17 protein-coding genes are annotated in these 16555 nt (G+C 71.7%); 7 read left to right on the top strand and 10 right to left on the bottom strand.

Annotated elements, in window-relative coordinates; all coding sequences use genetic code 11:
• Positions 1-31 precede the first annotated feature (31 nt).
• The 6 genes from ACFU8V_RS04000 to ACFU8V_RS03975 all read right to left on the bottom strand — a co-directional run bounded on the left by ACFU8V_RS04000 (position 32) and on the right by ACFU8V_RS03975 (position 6486).
• Positions 32-1051 (bottom strand): iron-siderophore ABC transporter substrate-binding protein, encoded by a 1020-nt coding sequence (locus ACFU8V_RS04000; protein ID WP_378869175.1) that lies wholly within the window; start codon positions 1049-1051, stop codon positions 32-34.
• Between the two features lie 233 nt (positions 1052-1284).
• Positions 1285-1488: a cold-shock protein gene (locus ACFU8V_RS03995; RefSeq protein ID WP_025104028.1), complete on the bottom strand. Its 204-nt coding sequence runs from the start codon at positions 1486-1488 to the stop codon at positions 1285-1287.
• 73 nt (positions 1489-1561) lie between these two features.
• Positions 1562-4429: a helix-turn-helix transcriptional regulator gene (locus tag ACFU8V_RS03990; protein WP_378869172.1), complete on the bottom strand. Its 2868-nt coding sequence runs from the start codon at positions 4427-4429 to the stop codon at positions 1562-1564.
• Between the two features lie 65 nt (positions 4430-4494).
• Positions 4495-4716, bottom strand: a complete 222-nt coding sequence (locus ACFU8V_RS03985; protein ID WP_025104030.1) for a hypothetical protein — start codon at positions 4714-4716, stop codon at positions 4495-4497.
• Between the two features lie 131 nt (positions 4717-4847).
• On the bottom strand, positions 4848-5936 hold the full coding sequence (locus tag ACFU8V_RS03980; protein WP_378869168.1) for a DUF998 domain-containing protein: 1089 nt from the start codon (positions 5934-5936) through the stop codon (positions 4848-4850).
• A 94-nt stretch (positions 5937-6030) separates the two neighbouring features.
• A complete protein-coding gene (locus ACFU8V_RS03975) occupies positions 6031-6486 on the bottom strand; it encodes an SRPBCC family protein (RefSeq protein ID WP_105949107.1) in 456 nt (151 codons plus the stop codon).
• 101 nt (positions 6487-6587) lie between these two features.
• On the opposite strand from ACFU8V_RS03975, the gene ACFU8V_RS03970 reads away from it, so the two are divergent.
• The 7 genes from ACFU8V_RS03970 to ACFU8V_RS03940 all read left to right on the top strand — a co-directional run bounded on the left by ACFU8V_RS03970 (position 6588) and on the right by ACFU8V_RS03940 (position 13363).
• Positions 6588-7625: an aromatic acid exporter family protein gene (locus ACFU8V_RS03970; RefSeq protein ID WP_025104033.1), complete on the top strand. Its 1038-nt coding sequence runs from the start codon at positions 6588-6590 to the stop codon at positions 7623-7625.
• A gap of 106 nt (positions 7626-7731) precedes the next feature.
• Positions 7732-8391 (top strand): DNA alkylation repair protein, encoded by a 660-nt coding sequence (locus ACFU8V_RS03965; RefSeq protein WP_085604644.1) that lies wholly within the window; start codon positions 7732-7734, stop codon positions 8389-8391.
• Between the two features lie 13 nt (positions 8392-8404).
• A complete protein-coding gene (deoD, locus tag ACFU8V_RS03960) occupies positions 8405-9118 on the top strand; it encodes a purine-nucleoside phosphorylase (RefSeq protein ID WP_085604641.1) in 714 nt (237 codons plus the stop codon).
• Positions 9119-9228: 110 nt separating this feature from the next.
• The gene (locus ACFU8V_RS03955; RefSeq protein WP_378869163.1) at positions 9229-9600 is read left to right on the top strand and encodes a hypothetical protein; all 372 of its coding nucleotides are present in this window, start codon (positions 9229-9231) and stop codon (positions 9598-9600) included.
• 68 nt (positions 9601-9668) lie between these two features.
• Positions 9669-10232, top strand: a complete 564-nt coding sequence (locus ACFU8V_RS03950) for an ATP/GTP-binding protein (RefSeq protein ID WP_085604638.1) — start codon at positions 9669-9671, stop codon at positions 10230-10232.
• Positions 10229-10729, top strand: coding sequence for a hypothetical protein (locus tag ACFU8V_RS03945; RefSeq protein WP_085604635.1), 501 nt, complete (start codon positions 10229-10231; stop codon positions 10727-10729). Before ACFU8V_RS03950 ends, ACFU8V_RS03945 begins: the two co-directional genes overlap by 4 nt.
• 24 nt (positions 10730-10753) lie before the next feature.
• The gene (locus ACFU8V_RS03940) at positions 10754-13363 is read left to right on the top strand and encodes a DEAD/DEAH box helicase (protein ID WP_378869159.1); all 2610 of its coding nucleotides are present in this window, start codon (positions 10754-10756) and stop codon (positions 13361-13363) included.
• A 15-nt stretch (positions 13364-13378) separates the two neighbouring features.
• Here ACFU8V_RS03940 and ACFU8V_RS03935 read toward each other — a convergent pair whose 3' ends face one another.
• Genes ACFU8V_RS03935 through ACFU8V_RS03920 form a run of 4 tightly spaced genes read right to left on the bottom strand, consistent with a single transcriptional unit; the run spans position 13379 to position 16547 of the window.
• A complete protein-coding gene (locus ACFU8V_RS03935; protein WP_025104040.1) occupies positions 13379-13768 on the bottom strand; it encodes a VOC family protein in 390 nt (129 codons plus the stop codon).
• Between the two features lie 42 nt (positions 13769-13810).
• Positions 13811-14761 carry a D-alanine--D-alanine ligase gene (locus ACFU8V_RS03930; RefSeq protein ID WP_378869155.1) on the bottom strand — a complete coding sequence of 317 codons (951 nt, stop codon included), beginning with the start codon at positions 14759-14761 and terminating at the stop codon, positions 13811-13813.
• On the bottom strand, positions 14758-15879 hold the full coding sequence (gene alr / locus ACFU8V_RS03925; RefSeq protein WP_249520937.1) for an alanine racemase: 1122 nt from the start codon (positions 15877-15879) through the stop codon (positions 14758-14760). The genes ACFU8V_RS03930 and alr overlap by 4 nt, the downstream gene beginning before the upstream one ends.
• Positions 15876-16547, bottom strand: a complete 672-nt coding sequence (locus ACFU8V_RS03920) for a M15 family metallopeptidase (RefSeq protein WP_378869150.1) — start codon at positions 16545-16547, stop codon at positions 15876-15878. Before ACFU8V_RS03920 ends, alr begins: the two co-directional genes overlap by 4 nt.
• Positions 16548-16555 lie beyond the last annotated feature (8 nt).

Raw genomic sequence — 16555 nt, 5'->3', positions numbered from 1 at the left:
ACGACTCTCCGCTGGGGGGCGGACGCGGAGCTTACTTCGCGAGCGGCGCGGCGAGGATGGCCAGGTAGTCCTCGAGACCCCACGGGATCGACAGCGCCGACGGGTTCGCCGATGCGGCGATGGGCGTGGCGTCCGGGAGGATCGCGACGCGGCCCTCCGCGATGGCGGGGATCTTCGACAGCAGCGGGTCGGCCTGCAGCGTGGCCAGGGTGGAGTCGTCGCCGTAGGTCACCAGCACGTCCACGTCGTCGAACTTCTGCGCCTCCTCGGCGCTCACCTGCAGGTAGAACTGGTCGCTGTCCGCGTTCTCCTCGACGATCGCGGGGAGCGGCAGGCCGAGGTCGTGCAGGTACCCGGGGCGAGTGTCGGCCGCGGTGTAGTAGCCGATCTGGCTGAGGTCGCTCGGGTCGAAGTAGGCGAAGAGCACCTTCTTGCCCTCGAGTGCACTGTTGGCCGCGAGGGCGGCGTCGGCGTGCAGGTCCTCGATCAGGGCCTCGCCCTCGGCCTCGAGCCCCAGGGCCTTGGCGTTCATCTCGACCATGTCGTCGACGGAGGTGCCCCACGCGACGTCGGGGTAGGCGAGGACCGGCGCGATCTTGGAAAGCGTGTCGTACTCCTCCTGCGTGAGGCCGGAATAGGCGGCGAGGATCACGTCGGGAGCGGTGTCGGCCACGGCCTCGTAGTCGATGCCGTCGGTCTCGTCGAAGAGCACCGGGGTCTCGCCGCCGAGCTCATCGAGCTTCTCCTCGACCCAGGGGAGGATGCCGTTGTCGTCGTCATCGCCCCAGGTGGCCTTGCTCATGCCGACCGGGACGATGCCGAGGGCCAGCGGCACCTCGTGGTTCGCCCACGCGATCGTCGCCACGCGCTCGGGCTTCTCGTCGATGGTCGTCTCGCCGTAGACGTGCTCGATGGTGACGGGGAACGCGTCGTCGGAGGCCGGGTTGCCCCCGGTGGTCGCGGTCGACTCCGGCGCGGAGGACGAGCAGGCGGACAGCGTCACGGCGAGCGCGGCAGCTGCGCCGAGGGCGAGGAGTCGAGAGGTGCGCACAGGCGTTCCCTTCGGGATGGGAGATGGGGTGTCGACGCGAGAGCGTCCGGCCTTTGGTAAGCCTCGCCTAATCTAACACGGAGGTTAGGGCGCCCTCACTCCCGTTTCGAATCGCTCACCTTGTCCCATCCGGCGCCCGGATGCCGCAAAGTGGGCGATTCGAAAGTGCCGGGGCAGCGAAAAGCCGGCCGGACCCGTACGGATCCGGCCGGCTTCAGGAAGTCAGCGCACGCTCAGAGAGCGCGGATGTTCGCCGCCTGCATGCCCTTGGGGCCACGCTCAGCGTCGAATTCGACCTTCTGGTTCTCGCGGAGCTCCTTGAAACCGGAGCCGGCGATAGCCGAGTAGTGGGCGAAGAGGTCTTCGGTGCCGTCATCGGGAGCGATGAAGCCGAAGCCCTTCTCTGCGTTGAACCATTTCACAGTGCCAGTGGCCATGTGTTTTCTACTTTCTGTTGACCGGCCGCTCACGCGGCCTGCATCATGCCGATGATCCGACATGCATGCTCGGTCACGCTACCACGGCGGACTGACGGGACTCCCCCTCTTCGGCCGTGCGATGGGCGAGCGCCGCCTCGGTGCGCGTGCTCACGCCGAGCTTCCGCAGCACCGCCGAGACGTGGACGCTGACGGTCTTCACGCTGATGAACAGGCGCTCCCCGATCTGGCGGTTGCTCAGTCCCTCCGCGATCAGGGCGAGCACCTGCCGCTCCCTGGCCGTCAGCTGCTCCGCGTCGGCGGCCTCGCGGGGCCCGGTCGGACGCAGCCCTGCCGCCTCGCCGAACCCCGCCAGAGCCTTCTGCAGCGGCACGTGACCGAGCCCCTCGGCGATCTCCGTCGCCGCCGTCAGCACGGCAGCGGCCTCGGCGCGCTCTCCGTCGGCGACGTGCAGCCGGGCCCGCTCGAGCCGCAGCACCACACGGAAGGTGACCGGCACGTCGTCGCCGTCCGCGCACCGCAGCGCCTCGTCGACCGCGGCCGGACTCGGGTCGAGCAGGGCGTGCAGCACCGTCGACCACGCGTCGTCCTGCAGCTCCGGCGGCTGCGCCTCCCAGGCCGTCCGCACAGCCGCGACCGCCGCATCGACGTCGGCCCCGCCCGCACGCAGCGCCGTCACGAGGGCCCCCGCCTCCAGGAGCAGCCGCCGCTGATGCAGCAACGCCGGCCGGTCGTCCTCGAGCATCTCCCCGATCACGTCGAGCGCCCCGCGGAGGTCGCCCTGACTCTCGGCGACGGCGACCTGCATCGTGATCCGGTCGTACCAGATCTGCCGCTCCGAGACTCCGGTCTCCTCGAACGCCGGCAGCCACTCCTGCAGGGTCTCCGCAGCCTCCGCGGCCCGGCCCCGCCAGGCGAGCACCCGCACCCTGGTCATGCTCACGTACATCCGGAACACCCGCAGCGTGCCCTGCAGGAAGTCCCGGGCCAGCATGTCCTCGACCTGGTCGATCTCGCCGAGCTCGAGCAACGGCACGATCATGTTCTGCGCCATGATCGAACCCGAGGTGCGCTCGACACGGAGCTCACGAGCCCGGCGCAGACCCTCCTCGGCGACGGCGACGGCCTCCCGGTAGCGGCCCAGCAGCGTCAGCAGGTCGGAGTAGTTGACGCGGTAGCGCATCTCGGCCGTCGATCCGGCGGCGAGGTCGCGCGCGCGCTCGTACTCGCGCACACCCTCCGCGACCTGGCCGAGATGGGCCAGCGACCCGCCGCGGACGTTCGCGGCGATCGAGAGCTGATCCGTCGTGGATGCGCCCGCCGCGCGACGCTCGGCCTCGTCGGCGAGCCGGATCGCCTCCTCCCGATCGCCCGCGATCATGCGACGGCTCGCCAGCTGGTTCAGCAGCTCCGCGCGGAACGCCTCGTCGTCGACGCGCTCCGCGAGCGCGAGCGCCTCCTGGAGGAGCGGGATGGCCCCGAGGCGTCCGAGATTGACGAGATACAGCGCCTTGTTGCGGAGCAGGCGCGCGTGCAGCCGCGGGTCGACCGTCGCCGGGTCGACCTCGCTCAGCGCGACATTGGCGACCGCCAGCGCCCGCTCGCCGTCACCGGCGTTGCGGAGGACCGACCCGAGCACGTGGAGGAGGTCGAGACGTGCGAATCCCGTCGCCTGCTCCGCGTCCGGCACGAGTGGCCAGAGTTCGAGGACGAGCTCCCCGAACCGCGCCGCACTGGCGAAGGCGTACTGGGCCTTGGCCTGCCGCATGGCGTCGGCGGCGGACGCGATGGCGCGACGATCGTCCTGCGCGAGCTGCCAGTGGTGGGCCAGGGCCGCCGCGTCGCCGCCGCCGTCCTCGTCCAGCACCTCGGCGTAGGCGCGGTGCAGACGCGCGCGCTCTCCGGGCAGCAGATCGTCGTGCACGGCTTCGCGCAGCAGGGCGTGCCGGAACCGGTAGTCGTCTTCGCCGACGACGATGATGCCGCTGCGCACGGCCTCGCGGACGGCGTCGTCGACCCGATCCTCCGGAAGCTCGACGAGACGCAGCAGCAGCGGATCCGTGAGCGGCCGCTCGGCGCCGGACAGGACCTGCACCACGCGGCGCGCATCGTCTCCGAGGCGGTCGAACCGGGCGAGCAGGAGGTCGCGCAGGCTCTCCGGCAGGGGCCCCTGGGCGCACCCGGCGATCTCCTCCACGAAGAAGGGGACGCCCTCCGCCCTGACCTGCAGCCGCTCCAGCGCCGTCGCGGTCGGCGCGCGTCCCGTGATCTGCGCGACGAGCTCGCCGACGGCATGGTCGTCGAGACGCGGTACCGTCATCCGTTCGAGCAGTCGCGCCCGCGTGGCCTCGCCGATGAACCGGCTCACCGCGTCGCCTCGACGCACGTCGTCGGTGCGGCAGGTGATGAGCAGCAGCAGGCGGCCGCGGTCGAGCGTGCGCAGGAGGAAGGAGAGGATCGCGAGGGTCGAGTCGTCGGCCCAGTGCAGGTCTTCGACGACGATGACCTGCGGCGCCAGCTCCGTGGCGGCCTCGATGAGGGAGGCGATCGCGTCGCGCAGGCGTTCGGGACTGGTGCGGTCGCGGGCGGCGGGGGCGTCGACGAGCTCGGGCAGCAGCATGCCGAGCGCCTCGACGCCCACGCCGACCGCCTCACGCACGCGCTCGGCTCCCAGCCGCTCCACGAGCGAGCGGAGGATGCCCGCGAGGGGCCCGAACGGCGCACGCGAGGCGCCGAGGTCGAGGCACCAGCCGACGTGCACGTCTGCCGCGCTCGCGATCTCGGTGCCGAACTCCCGCACCAGCCGGGTCTTGCCGATCCCGGCCTCGCCCTCGACGAGCAGCGCGGCGGGCACGCCCTGGCGTACGCCGTCGAACAGGCGGCGCATCCCGGCGATCTCGGCGTCACGCCCGACCATCGCGGCGGAGGGGGCTGGGGCCATGGACCCATCGTGCCACTCCCCCCGGACATCCGGAGAGCCGGGGAACGACAGCACGACGCCGTCCGTCATCGGGCGACGATCGGATCGCACGCTCCCGCGTGGGACGCCCGCGGCACCGGCGTTCCCCGGCGTGCGAGGCGGCGCAGGAGCCGACGCAGCGGACCCGCCGGACGCGGCACGATCTGATCCGCGTGCTCCAGGAGCATCCGGCGCCGGGCGACCGCGCGTTCGATCTGCTCCTGCTCGAAGACGGTGACCTGATGGCTGAGATACGGGTGGTCGAACATGATGTCTCCTCGACGGTTCGGTGTATCCCTACACTCCGCTCTGAGGTGCCCCCTCCACATCGGACGGATGCCCTATCTTCCGCGCCCCCTCCGCCTCCCTTCCTTATGCTGACGCAGGCCCTCACGCCGCATCAGGCTCCTGGCGCGCGAACCCGCCTGAGCTCGCGCGACTGCCTGCCCTGCCAGAGCGAGGGCCGCGCGGACGGACGGGTCCCCTCCGGTACGAGGATCGCGAGCACCCGCACGAGCGTCGTCATCCACAGCAGCCCGAGCCCGACGACGACCGCCTCCACCGCGGTCACCGGGAAGAAGCCGAGCGGCCACCACAGCAGGACGGCCGCGATCACGAGCACCCCCACCGCGACGGAGGTCACCACGAGGGCCAGGGGTCGGCCCGGGACGGTCAGCGTCGTCGCAGCGGCAGCCCCGAGGAAGAGGAGCAGCGCCGCGACGGCCGCGATGTCGTGCGGAACGGGGGCCCGGTACAGCGGCAGGAGCCCGACGGCGGCGAGCGCGAGTCCGGCCGCGGCCCACAGCACGACCACGGTCGCGATCCGGGACAGCGCGTCGTCGCCGCGCAGCCGGTGCAGGTCGCGCCCGATGTACGCGCCGACGGTGGCGACCAGCAGCCCGGCCACGACCAGGGTGCCGTTGAACGCCCAGCCCACCCCGAGCTGCGAGAAGTTCTCCTCCCACCACCGCGGGTCGACGGCGGTCACCATCGCGAACAGCGTGCCGATCACGAGGAACCCGAACAGGAGTCCGGCGAGGTCGGCCGTCCGGAGACCGATTCCGGCGCCGAACGCGAGCCGTCCGCCGACCGCGGCCGCGACCCCCGTGAGCAGCCCGCCGCCGATCGCTCCGAGCGCGAGACCCCGCAGGCCCGCCGCGAGCACCTCCGCGGTGAGCAGCACGCCCATCGCCGTCACGGCCCCGAAAGCCACGGTGAGCGCGGCGGCGGAGAGCCGTGACACCGCCCGCTGCCAGCGCGGCATCCCCGCAGCCTCCCCCCGACGGTGCAGGAGCGTGCTGATGACGAAGGCCAGAGCCGCGACGCCGCCGGCGACTCCCGCGGCGGGCACCGCGAGGCCTCCCTCACCGGTCAGCGGCCGCGGCGGACCGGTGAGGAGCAGCGCTCCGGCGAGGGCTCCCCCGACGAAGCAGACCACGGTCGCGACGACGGCCCGCGCCTCGCCGCGCAGACGCTCCCTCGTGTCCATGCGCCCATGCAAGCACGCCCGTCCGACGTCCGCAGCCCCGCACGCGACGAGGCCCGGGCCGCAGACAGCGGTCCCGGGCCTCGACGCAGAGGTGTCAGGCGTCCACGTCACCGCGCCAGGCGCCGGTCTCGACGCCACGGCCCTCGATGAACTCCTTGAAGTTCTTCAGATCCTTCTTCACCGCATGGGATCCCGCGCCGACCAGCGCACCGACCTTCTCCAGCAGCCCCTCCGGCGCCCAGTCGAGCTGGACGGTCACCCGCGTGGTGTCGTCGTCGAGCTTGTGGAACGTCACGACGCCCGCGTGCTCGGTCTCGCCGCCGACGCTGTTCCACGCGACGCGCTCATCCGGGTGCTGCTCGGTGATCTCGGCGTCGAACTCACGCTCCGCGCCCCCCACGTTCACCTTCCAGTGCGTGTGGGTCTCGTCGATCTGCGTGATGGAGACGACCTCGTCGAGGAACTTCGGGAAGCTCTCGAACTGCGTCCACTGGTTGTACGCCGTGCGGACGGGAACGTCGACGTCGATGGTCTCGATGATCTGCACCATGGGGATGCTCCTCACTTGTTCGTCGTTGGTGTGCCTCCATTCAGCCTGCTGGGCGCGAGAAGGGCGATGGGGTTGACATCGGCCCGACTACCGTGGAGGTCATGCGCATCCCCGCCGCGATCCGCGCCTCCCAGCGCTCCCCCCTGCTGCAGGTGGTGAAGTCGGCCGCGGCGACCATCGCCGCGTGGCTGATCGCGGGCTGGGTCTTCCCCGGGCAGCTGCCGGTGTTCGCCGCGATCGCCGCGCTCCTGGTCGTGCAGCCCAGTGTCAACCAGTCGCTGTCGAAGGCGCTCGAGCGCAGCATCGGCGTGATCGTCGGGGTCGTCATCGCGGTCGGGCTCGGCCTGCTCCTCGGCTCGCCGAGCTGGATCGTGCTGCTGGCGATCGTCGTCGCGATGCTCGTGGCGTGGATCTTCCGGGCGTCCCCCGGCACCGGCAACCAGGTCGCGATCTCGGCGATGCTCGTGCTGGCGCTGGGGTCGTCGAGTCCGGAGTACGCGGTCGCCCGGATCGTGGAGACCCTGATCGGGGTGGTGATCGGCATCGTCGTGAACGCGCTGATCGTGCCCCCGGTGCTCGTCGAGCCGGCGCGGCGGAACGTGGGGCTGCTCGGGCGGGAGCTCGCCGCGAGCCTCGACCGCCTGGCGGACGCCCTGCCCGCCCCGCAGACGCCGGCGCGGCTCCAGGAGCTCATGGTCGAGGTGCGGCTGCTGCGGCCCATGAAGGATGCCGCCGCCGCCGCGATCGCCGCCGGGGAGGAGTCGCTCACGCTGAACCCGCGGCGTTCGACCCATCGTGCCGACCTGCAGGAGCTGAAGGCGCTGCTCGACCGGCTCTCGCCCATCGTCACGCAGACCATCGGCATGACCCGCGCCTACTTCGACCACTACGACGACCGGCTCGGCGAGGAGCCCGCGGTGACCGCGATCGCCGAGCAGCTCCGCCGCGCCGGACACGACGTGCGCCTCGCCGTGCAGACCACGGCGCCCTCCGCGGAGCCCGAGCCGCTGACCTCCGCGATCCCCGCTCTGACGGCTCCGCTCGTGATCCGTCCGCCGTCCTCGCAGCACTGGATCCTCATCGGCTCCCTCATGGAAGACCTCCGTCGCATCCGCGGCGAGCTCCTCGACGAGGACTGACCTCCCGCCGACCCACCCCCTTTCGCGCCTCCCGGCCCCCTAAGTGCGTCCGCAGGGGGCCGGGACGCACCGAAAGGGGTCGGTCGACGGGGGTTACCCTGGCGGGATGACAGTGGAGGAGGCGCTGGCGGAGCTCGCGGCGCTGGAAGACCCCAAGCAGCGCGCGGCGAACGAGAAGCGCGGCGACGACCACGGCATCAACCTGAGCCGGATGCGCGCCCTCGCGAAGCGCATTAAGACCGATCAGGCCCTCGCGCGGGAGCTCTGGGCGACGGGCGAGACGTCCGCCCGGCTGCTGGCCCTGCTCGTGTGCCGCCCGGCCGACTTCACCGCCGACGAGCTCGACACGATGCTGCGTGAGACCCGTCCGCCCAAGGTCAACGACTGGTTCGTCAACTACGTCCTCAAGAAGTCGCCCCTCGCCGAGGAGCTGCGTCGGCGCTGGTTCGACGACGCCGATCCCACCGTCGCCGCCGCCGCGTGGTCGCTCACGACGGGCCGGGTGACGAAGGACGCCGACGGCCTCGACCTGTCGCACCTCCTCGACCTCATCGAGCGCGACCTGCAGCAGGCCCCGCCACGCCTGCAGTGGGCGATGAACGAGACCCTCGCGAACATCGGCATCTTCCATCCGGACCTGCGCGCACGGGCGGTGGACATCGGCGAGCGGCTCCAGGTCCTGGCCGACTACCCCACGGCCCCGGGCTGCACCTCGCCGTTCGCACCCCTCTGGATCGGGGAGATCGTCCGCCGTCGCGAGGGCTGAGTACGCTGAGCGGATGAGCACGCACATCGCCGCGGAACCCGGTCAGATCGCCCCCATCGTGCTGTTCCCCGGCGACCCGCTGCGGGCGAGGTGGATCGCCGAGACCTTCCTCGACGACGCGGAGCTGTACTCCGAGACGCGCGGGATGCTGGGCTTCACCGGCACCTGGGAGGGGCATCGGGTCTCCGTCCAGGGCTCGGGGATGGGGCAGCCGTCGATGGCGATCTACGCGACGGAGCTGTTCACCCAGTACGACGTGCAGACGATCGTCCGGGTGGGGTCGTGCGGCGCGCTGACCGAGAAGCTCGCGGTGCGCGACATCATCATCGCCAACGGCGCGAGCACCGACTCCGGGATCAACCGCGTGCGCTTCCACGGCCTCGACTACGCTCCCCTCGCCGACTTCGCCCTGCTGCGCGCCGCGGTGGAGGCGAGCGAGACGGAGCCCCTGTCGTCCACGGTGCACGTGGGGCCGCTGTTCTCGAGCGATCAGTTCTACAGCACGCGGCCGGAGCTCACCGCGCCCTTCGTGCAGCACGGCATCCTCGGCGTCGAGATGGAGGCGGCGGGCCTCTACACGCTCGCCGCGTTCCACGGACGCCGCGCCCTTGCGATCTGCACGGTCAGCGACCACATCGTCACCGGCGAGGAGACCACGGCCCAGGAGCGCGAGCAGACGTTCGGGGACATGGTGCGCATCGCCCTCCGCGCGGCGACCTCGGTCTGAGACTGGCCTCCTCGTCGAGTAACGTTATACACTTCACAGGTCGCGCGGCGCCGGGGACGACCGCACAGGGCGGTCGCTGCTGCGCGCGACGAAGACGACTGGGGAGAACCATGGCCACGCAAGATCAGCTCAACGCGCTGCTGGCGGACATCGAAGGCGACATCAACGGATTCATCGGAGCGTCGATCGTCGACCTCGAATCGGGACTGCCGCTCGCCTCGAGCTCCGTCCGCCCGGACTTCGACCTCGAGGTCGCCAGCGCGTTCAACAGCGAGATCGTGAAGAACAAGAAGCGCACGATCGACGCCCTCGGCATCGAGGGCGAGCTCGAGGACATGCTGCTGACGCTGAACACGCAGCTGCACCTGCTCAAGATGCTCGACGACGACCTGTTCATCTACCTGGCCGCCGATCGCCAGGCCACGAACCTCGCCCTGCTGCGCTCCTCGGTGAACCGCCGGGTCGCCGCCCTCGGCGCGTGATCCATGAGGCCGTGGGGAGCGGCCTCGGGAGAGGGCGACAGCGGAAGAGCGGTCCCGCGGAGCGGACGATGAGGCGCCCGCGTCGGCGACGGACCGACCTGCCTCAGCGGTACCGCGTGATCTTCGCCGGTCCGGTGGGCGCGGGCAAGACGACCGCGGTCCGCGCCCTGAGCGATGTCCCGCCGGTAGACACCGACGTGCCGATGTCGCTCGCGAGCGGCGACGGGAAGACGACGACGACCGTCGGCCTCGACTACGGGACGTGGCGGCCCACGCCCGAGGTCTCCATCGCGCTCGTCGGCATCCCGGGGCAGGAGCGCTTCGCGTCCGCCCGGCAGCGGGTCTCGATGCCGGGCACTCGGGTGCTGCTCTGGCTGCGCGCGGACCACGACACCCTCGCGGCCGACGCCGAGGAGTGGCTGGACGTGTTCTCCGGAGACGAGCATCGGATCGTGATCGCCGTCAGCCACGCGGCAGGGCACGCGATCGGCGACATCCGCCGCGATCTCGCCCCCGTGCTCGCTCGACACGGCATCCCCGTCTCCCGCGTCCTCGCGGCCGACGCGCGCGACCGCGACAGCGTGATGCGCGTCGCCGGTGCCGCTCTCGATCTTCCGGAGGAGAAGCCATGACCGGACCCGCCGGGCGGCAGGACGCCGCCACGACACCCGATCCGTCCCGCATGCACCCCGACGTCGCCGGCAACTGGGCGCTGTGGTCGCGGATCGTCGGCCCGTCGGCCCAGGCCCGTCTGCAGCAGTTGGAGGAGCGCTTCCCGGAGCTGACGACCGCGGTCCTCGGCACCGCGGACGGCCTCCACATCGCCTCGCTCGGCGTCGACCCCGACGGCGGCGAGCAGCTCGCGGCGATGAACGGCTCGCTGTTCGGGGTCGCGCGGGCCGAGGCCGAGATCATCGCTGGAGGGACGGAGCCGACACTGTCGGCCATCGTGTCGCTGTCCATCGGCGAGAACCAGATGGCGCTGCTGAGCTTCATCCTCGCGCCGTACGGCCAGCTCCTGCTCTCGGTGTCGGCCTCCTCGTCGCAGCTCGGCACCGTGATCGTGCACGCGCGCTCCACGGCGTACGAGCTGCTCACCGCGCTCGGGGTCACGGGATCGGCGACATGACGCAGATGGGATGATCGAAGCACCATGAATCCCACGCCGCGGCTCGAACCCTCTCTCGTTCCCGACGCGGCGGACCCCGATGCGGTCTACCTGGCGTTCGTGGAGTGGGCGGAGTCGACCGGCATCCGCCTGTACCCCGCGCAGGACGAGGCGCTCATCGAGATCGTCTCCGGTGCGAACGTCATCCTGTCCACGCCGACCGGCACCGGGAAGTCGCTCGTCGCGGTCGGCGCCCACTTCGCGGCGATGGTCCGCGGGCACCGGAGCTACTACACGGCACCGATCAAGGCCCTCGTGAGCGAGAAGTTCTTCGCGCTGGCGGAGGTGTTCGGCGCCGAGAATGTAGGCATGGTCACGGGAGACTCCGCCGTGAACGCCGATGCCCCCATCATCTGCTGCACCGCGGAGATCCTCGCCAACCTGGCCCTGCGCCAGGGCGATGCCGCCGACGTCGGCCTCGTCGTCATGGACGAGTTCCACTTCTACGGCGACCCGGACCGCGGGTGGGCCTGGCAGGTGCCGCTCCTTGAGCTCCCGCAGGCGCAGTTCGTGCTGATGTCGGCCACCCTCGGCGACGTCACCACCCTCGCCGCCGACCTCACGCGCCGCACCGGACGCGAGACCGCCTCGGTCACGGGGGTCGAGCGCCCGGTCCCCCTGCACTTCTTCTACGAGACGACGCCCATCCACGAGACGATCGACGACCTGCTCAACACCGGGCAGGCACCGATCTACATCGTGCACTTCTCACAGGCGGCCGCCATGGAGCGGGCCCAGGCCCTGTCGAGCACGAAGGTCGCCACGCGTGAGCAGCGCGACGAGATCGCCGCCCTCATCGGCGGCTTCCGCTTCACGACAGCGTTCGGCAAGACGCTCTCGCGCTTCCTCCGGGCCGGCATCGGCGTGCACCACGCCGGCATGCTGCCGAAGTACCGCCGGCTCGTGGAGCAGCTCGCCCAGCGCGGTCTCCTTCGGGTCATCTGCGGCACCGACACGCTCGGCGTGGGCATCAACGTCCCGATCCGGACCGTGCTGCTCACCGCGCTGACGAAGTTCGACGGCACGCGGATGCGGCAGCTCAACGCGCGGGAGTTCCATCAGATCGCGGGCCGGGCCGGACGCGCGGGCTACGACACCGCGGGCACCGTCGTCGCCCAGGCCCCGGAGCACGAGACCGAGAACCTCGCCGCGATCCGCAAGGCCGGCGACGACCCGAAGAAGAAGCGGAAGATCATCCGCAAGAAGGCCCCCGACGGCTTCGTGTCGTGGGGCGAGCCGTCGTTCCGGAAGCTCATCGACGCGACGCCGGAGACGCTGACCTCGCACATGCAGATCACCAGCGCGATGCTGCTCAACGTCATCGCCCGGGGCGGGGATGTGTTCGGGAACGTCCGCCGGCTCGTCTTCGACAACCACGAGCCGCGCACCCGGCAGCGCGCGCTCGCCCTCCGCGCCCTCGCGATCTTCCGCACGCTCCGGGAATCGGGCGTCGTGGAGACCTTCGACACGGGCGTGCTCGGAGCGCCGAAGGGCGTCCGGCTCACGGTCGACCTGCAGCCCAACTTCGCGCTCAACCAGCCGCTCTCGCCGTTCGCCCTCGCGGCGTTCGACCTGCTGGACCCTTCGACAGGCTCAGGGACCCAGGCTTCGACAAGCTCAGGGACCCAGGCGCGTTCGGGAGACCAGGCGGGCTCGGGGGACCAGGGGGTCGGGACGGGGTCGTACGCGCTCGACATGATCTCGATCGTGGAGGCGACGCTCGACGATCCGCGCGCCGCGCTCAGCCAGCAGGAGTTCCTCGCGCGGGGCGAGGCGGTCGCCGCGATGAAGCGCGAGGGCATCGAGTACGACGAGCGCATGGAGCTCCTCGAGGCGATCACCTACCCGAAGCCCCTGGAGGAGCTCCTCGACGCGGCCTTCGAGACCTTCAGCGCGGCGCAGCCGTGGATCCGGGACTTCGCGCTGCACCCGAAGTCCGTCGTCCGCGACATGTACGAGCGGGCCATGTCGTTCGGCGAGTACGTCGCGTTCTACAAGATCGCCCGCTCCGAGGGCGTCGTGCTGCGGTACCTGTCGGACGCGTATCGCGCCGCCTCCCAGACGATCCCCGAGGAGCGGAAGGACGAGGACCTCCACGACCTGATCGCCTGGCTCGGCGAGCTCGTGCGCCAGATCGACTCCAGCCTGCTCGACGAATGGAGCGAGCTGACCGCCGGGACCGCGGCCCGCGGCGAGACCGACGAGCCGATCGTGCCGCCCGCACCGAAGCGCCTCACGAGCAACACCCGCGCCTTCCGCACGCTCGTCCGCAACGAGCTCTTCCGGCGGGTGCAGCTCGCCGCCCGGGAGGACGTGGACGCCCTGGCCGAGCTCGACCCGACGTTCGGCGCCGCCGCCTGGTCCGACGCGCTGGACGCGTACTTCGCCGAGCACGACGACATCGGCACCGGACCGGACGCCCGGAGCTCCCGCATGCTGCTGCTCACCGAGGGTCCGACCGCGTGGACGGCGCGGCAGATCATCGACGACCCGGCCGGCGACCACGACTGGGGCATCAGCGCCACCGTCGACCTCGCCGCGTCGGACGAGGCCGGCGAGGCGGTCGTCACGGTGACGGCGGTCGACCGGCTGTGAGCGAGGCGTGCCCCGTCAGGCCTGCATGACCGCGAGCACGTTGCCCGCCGGGTCGCGGAACCACGCGATGTCCGGTCCCTGCCCGTTCCCCCTGACGATGCCGCGGGAGTCCGACGGGAACTCGTCGTCGCCGTAGATCTTGGTCTGCACCCCGCGCTCGTTGAGCTCCTCGACGGCGGCATCGACGTCCGCCACCGGGAAGTTCAGGATCGTGAAGCTCGCCGGGGTGTGGTTCGGCTTCGCGTAGACGAGGACCGACCCGCCGCGGGGCAGACGCAGGTCGAGGAACCCCATCGCGTTGACCTCGACGTCGAGCCCGAGGGTCGTGCCGTAGAACTCTCTCGCCGCGTCGATGTCGTCGACGCTGAAACCGCTGAACGCGTTCTCCGCTGTGAAGGCTGCCATGTCCCCAGCATCCGCCTCCGCAGGCGCCCTGTCGACCCCCTCTCACACAGCCGCGCGCACGAGCCGACCCACGAGGTCGACGTAGTCCACCCCGGCCGCCGCGAACATCCGCGGCACCTGGGAGGCGGCGGTCAGCCCCGGCATCGTGTTGACCTCGTTGAGCACCGGCCCCTCGTCCGTGAGGAAGAAGTCCATCCGGGCGACCCCATCGCACCCCAGGGCGTCGAACATCGCGATCGCGGCGCGTTTGAGCGCCGTCGTGGCGGCCGCATCGAGCTGCGCGGGAACCGTGAACCGGGCCGTGCCGTCGTACTTGGTCGCGGTGTCGAAGAGCCCGGGCGCGTGGATCTCCAGGGGCGGGGCGGCCCACCGCACCCCGCCCTTCTCCCGCAGCACGGCGACGTCGATCTCCCGTGCATGCACGACCTCTTCGACCAGGATCCGCCGGTCGAAGCGCGCCGCCCCCCGCAGCGCGGTGAGCAGGTCGCCCTCCTCCGTCACCAGGCTCACGCCGTGGCTCGAGCCGGCCGTCACCGGCTTGACCACGACGGCGCCCTCGAACTCCACGTCGCCGATGTCCTCCGCGGCGACGAGCCGCCCCCGGGCGGTGCGCAGCCCGACAGCCTGGGCCACGAGCTTCGTGGCCCACTTGTCCATGCCGATCGCGCCCGCCCCCAGCGCGGAGCCGACGACCGGCACCCCGGCGAGCGCGCACAGCGCCGCGAGGGCGCCGTCCTCCCCGAGCGCACCGTGGACCGCGGGGAACACGACGTCGCTCGCCGCGAGCAGCGGCAGGGCCTGCTGCAACGACGACGCCGGGCTCACGCCGGGCGGGTTGCCGTCGGCCCGCCACACGCCGTCGCGGTCGATCGTCACGGTCGTGACGGTGTGTCCCCCCAACCGCAGCGCCGCGGCGACCGCCGCCGCCGAGGCGAGCGACACCTCGTGCTCGGGATTCTGTCCCCCTCCGATGACCAGGACCTTCATCGTCATGCCACGCTCCTCTTCACCCGCGGGCCGATGCCCGTGACGATGGTGTGCGGGATGGTGCCCGCCCACCGCGCCCACTCCTGCACCGACGGCACCGCGCCGCCGTCCGGCCCGAACACCGTCGCGACCGCTCCTCGGGGGAACGCCCTCCCCCCGGTGTCGACGACGATCTGATCCATCGACACCCGGCCGACGATCGGGTGCCGTTCCCCTCCGATCTCCACCCCCGCGCCCGGCGCGATCTCCCGCGGGACCCCGTCGGCGTATCCGACGCCGACCACGCTCAGGTGCGTGGCCACCGCCGTCGTGTGCGTCCCGCCATAGCCCACGACGGTGCCGGCCGGCACCGCGGCGCTGTGCACGACGGGTGCGGTGAAACGCGAAGCCCCGACCAGAGAGACCGTCTCGGACGGGTCGATCCCCACGAGCGCGGCCCCCACGCGCACCATGTCGAAGTGCGTCGCGGGATCGGTCAGGGCGCCCGAGGTCGCCGCGAGATGCACGAGCAGCGGTCCGAAGCCGGCGCGCAGGACCGCGTCCCTCCCCTGGCGCATCCGCAGCACCGCGGCCGCGTTCGCCCGCGGATCCGCGGCGTCGGCGCGGGGGAGGTGCCCCATCACCCCGACGACCTCGATCCGGCCGCGGGCCGCGCGCGCCGTGCGCAGCAGCGCATCCCAGTCCTCCACGGGGCACCCTCCCCGCGCCATCCCGGTGTCGAGATGCAGATGCACACGCACCGAAGCGGCGGCATCGGCCGCGAGCTGACGCAGCTCGTCGACGGAGCCCACGGCCACGTCGACCCCGGCGGCGGCCGCGCGCGGCGCGTCGATGCCCGCGGGGTGCAGCCAGGCGAGGATCGGCACGCGCAGTCCGGCCTCGCGCAGCGCGACCCCCTCGGCGACGTCGGTGACCCCGAGCCACTCGGCCCCCGCAGCCACGGCGACGGTCGCCACGGCCACCATGCCATGACCGTACGCGTCGGCCTTGACCACGGCCATGACGGGTACCGCGGCGGCCTCCCGCACGCGGCGGAGGTTCTCGGTCACGGCGGCCGGAAGGGTGGATAGTGTCGGTGCGTCGAGGCGGGACAGGGTCATCCCCTCCGCGAGCACGGCCGTCATCGCTGCATCCTCGGGTCTTCGGTGGGGTCGGCGTACTGTGCGGGGCACCCGTCCTCGACGGCCTCCGGTCGCAGCTCGTAGTGCCAGGACTCGTTGCCGTAGGTCTGGCAGAGGCCGTAGCGCCATCCGCGCTGCGTAAGCCAGTCGAGAGTGGGCAGGGGACCGAGGTCGACCGCGTCGCCGGAGACGTGCGCCGAGGTCTCCGCGGTCGCCACCCAGCGGCGCGCCTCCTCCTCCGAGCCGTAGTCGTCGATGGCGTCGCGGAGCAGCTGCTCCTGCAGGGCCGCCGAACGCCATCCGCTGTTCACGAGGAACGTCACCCCGTCGGCCTCCGCATCGGAGGCGGCGCGCTGGAGGGCGTCAAGCAGCGCGGGGTCGAGGTTGCCGACGGCGACCCTGTCGACATCGAACACCGTGGGCTGGTCGCCGTCGCGGATCACGCCGTCGGCCTCGCTCGGGGCGAGCACCGATCCGGTCGGCGTGTGCGGCTCGGAATCGGAACCGGTGGTGGCGGGCGTGACGATCGGGGCGGTCTCGGCGAACGCGGCCGACAGCGACTGCTGCACGGCGACGGCGGCGACCACGGCGAGCGCCAGCACGGAGGCCGTGGTGGCGATCCGCCGACGGCGCCGGGCACGGACGGCTCGGGGGGTGCGGAGGTCGTTCATGATTCCAG

Source organism: Microbacterium sp. NPDC057658 (genome assembly GCF_042799975.1).
Classification (GTDB): Bacteria; Actinomycetota; Actinomycetes; order Actinomycetales; family Microbacteriaceae; genus Microbacterium.
This window is presented reverse-complemented; position numbering and strand designations above follow the sequence as displayed.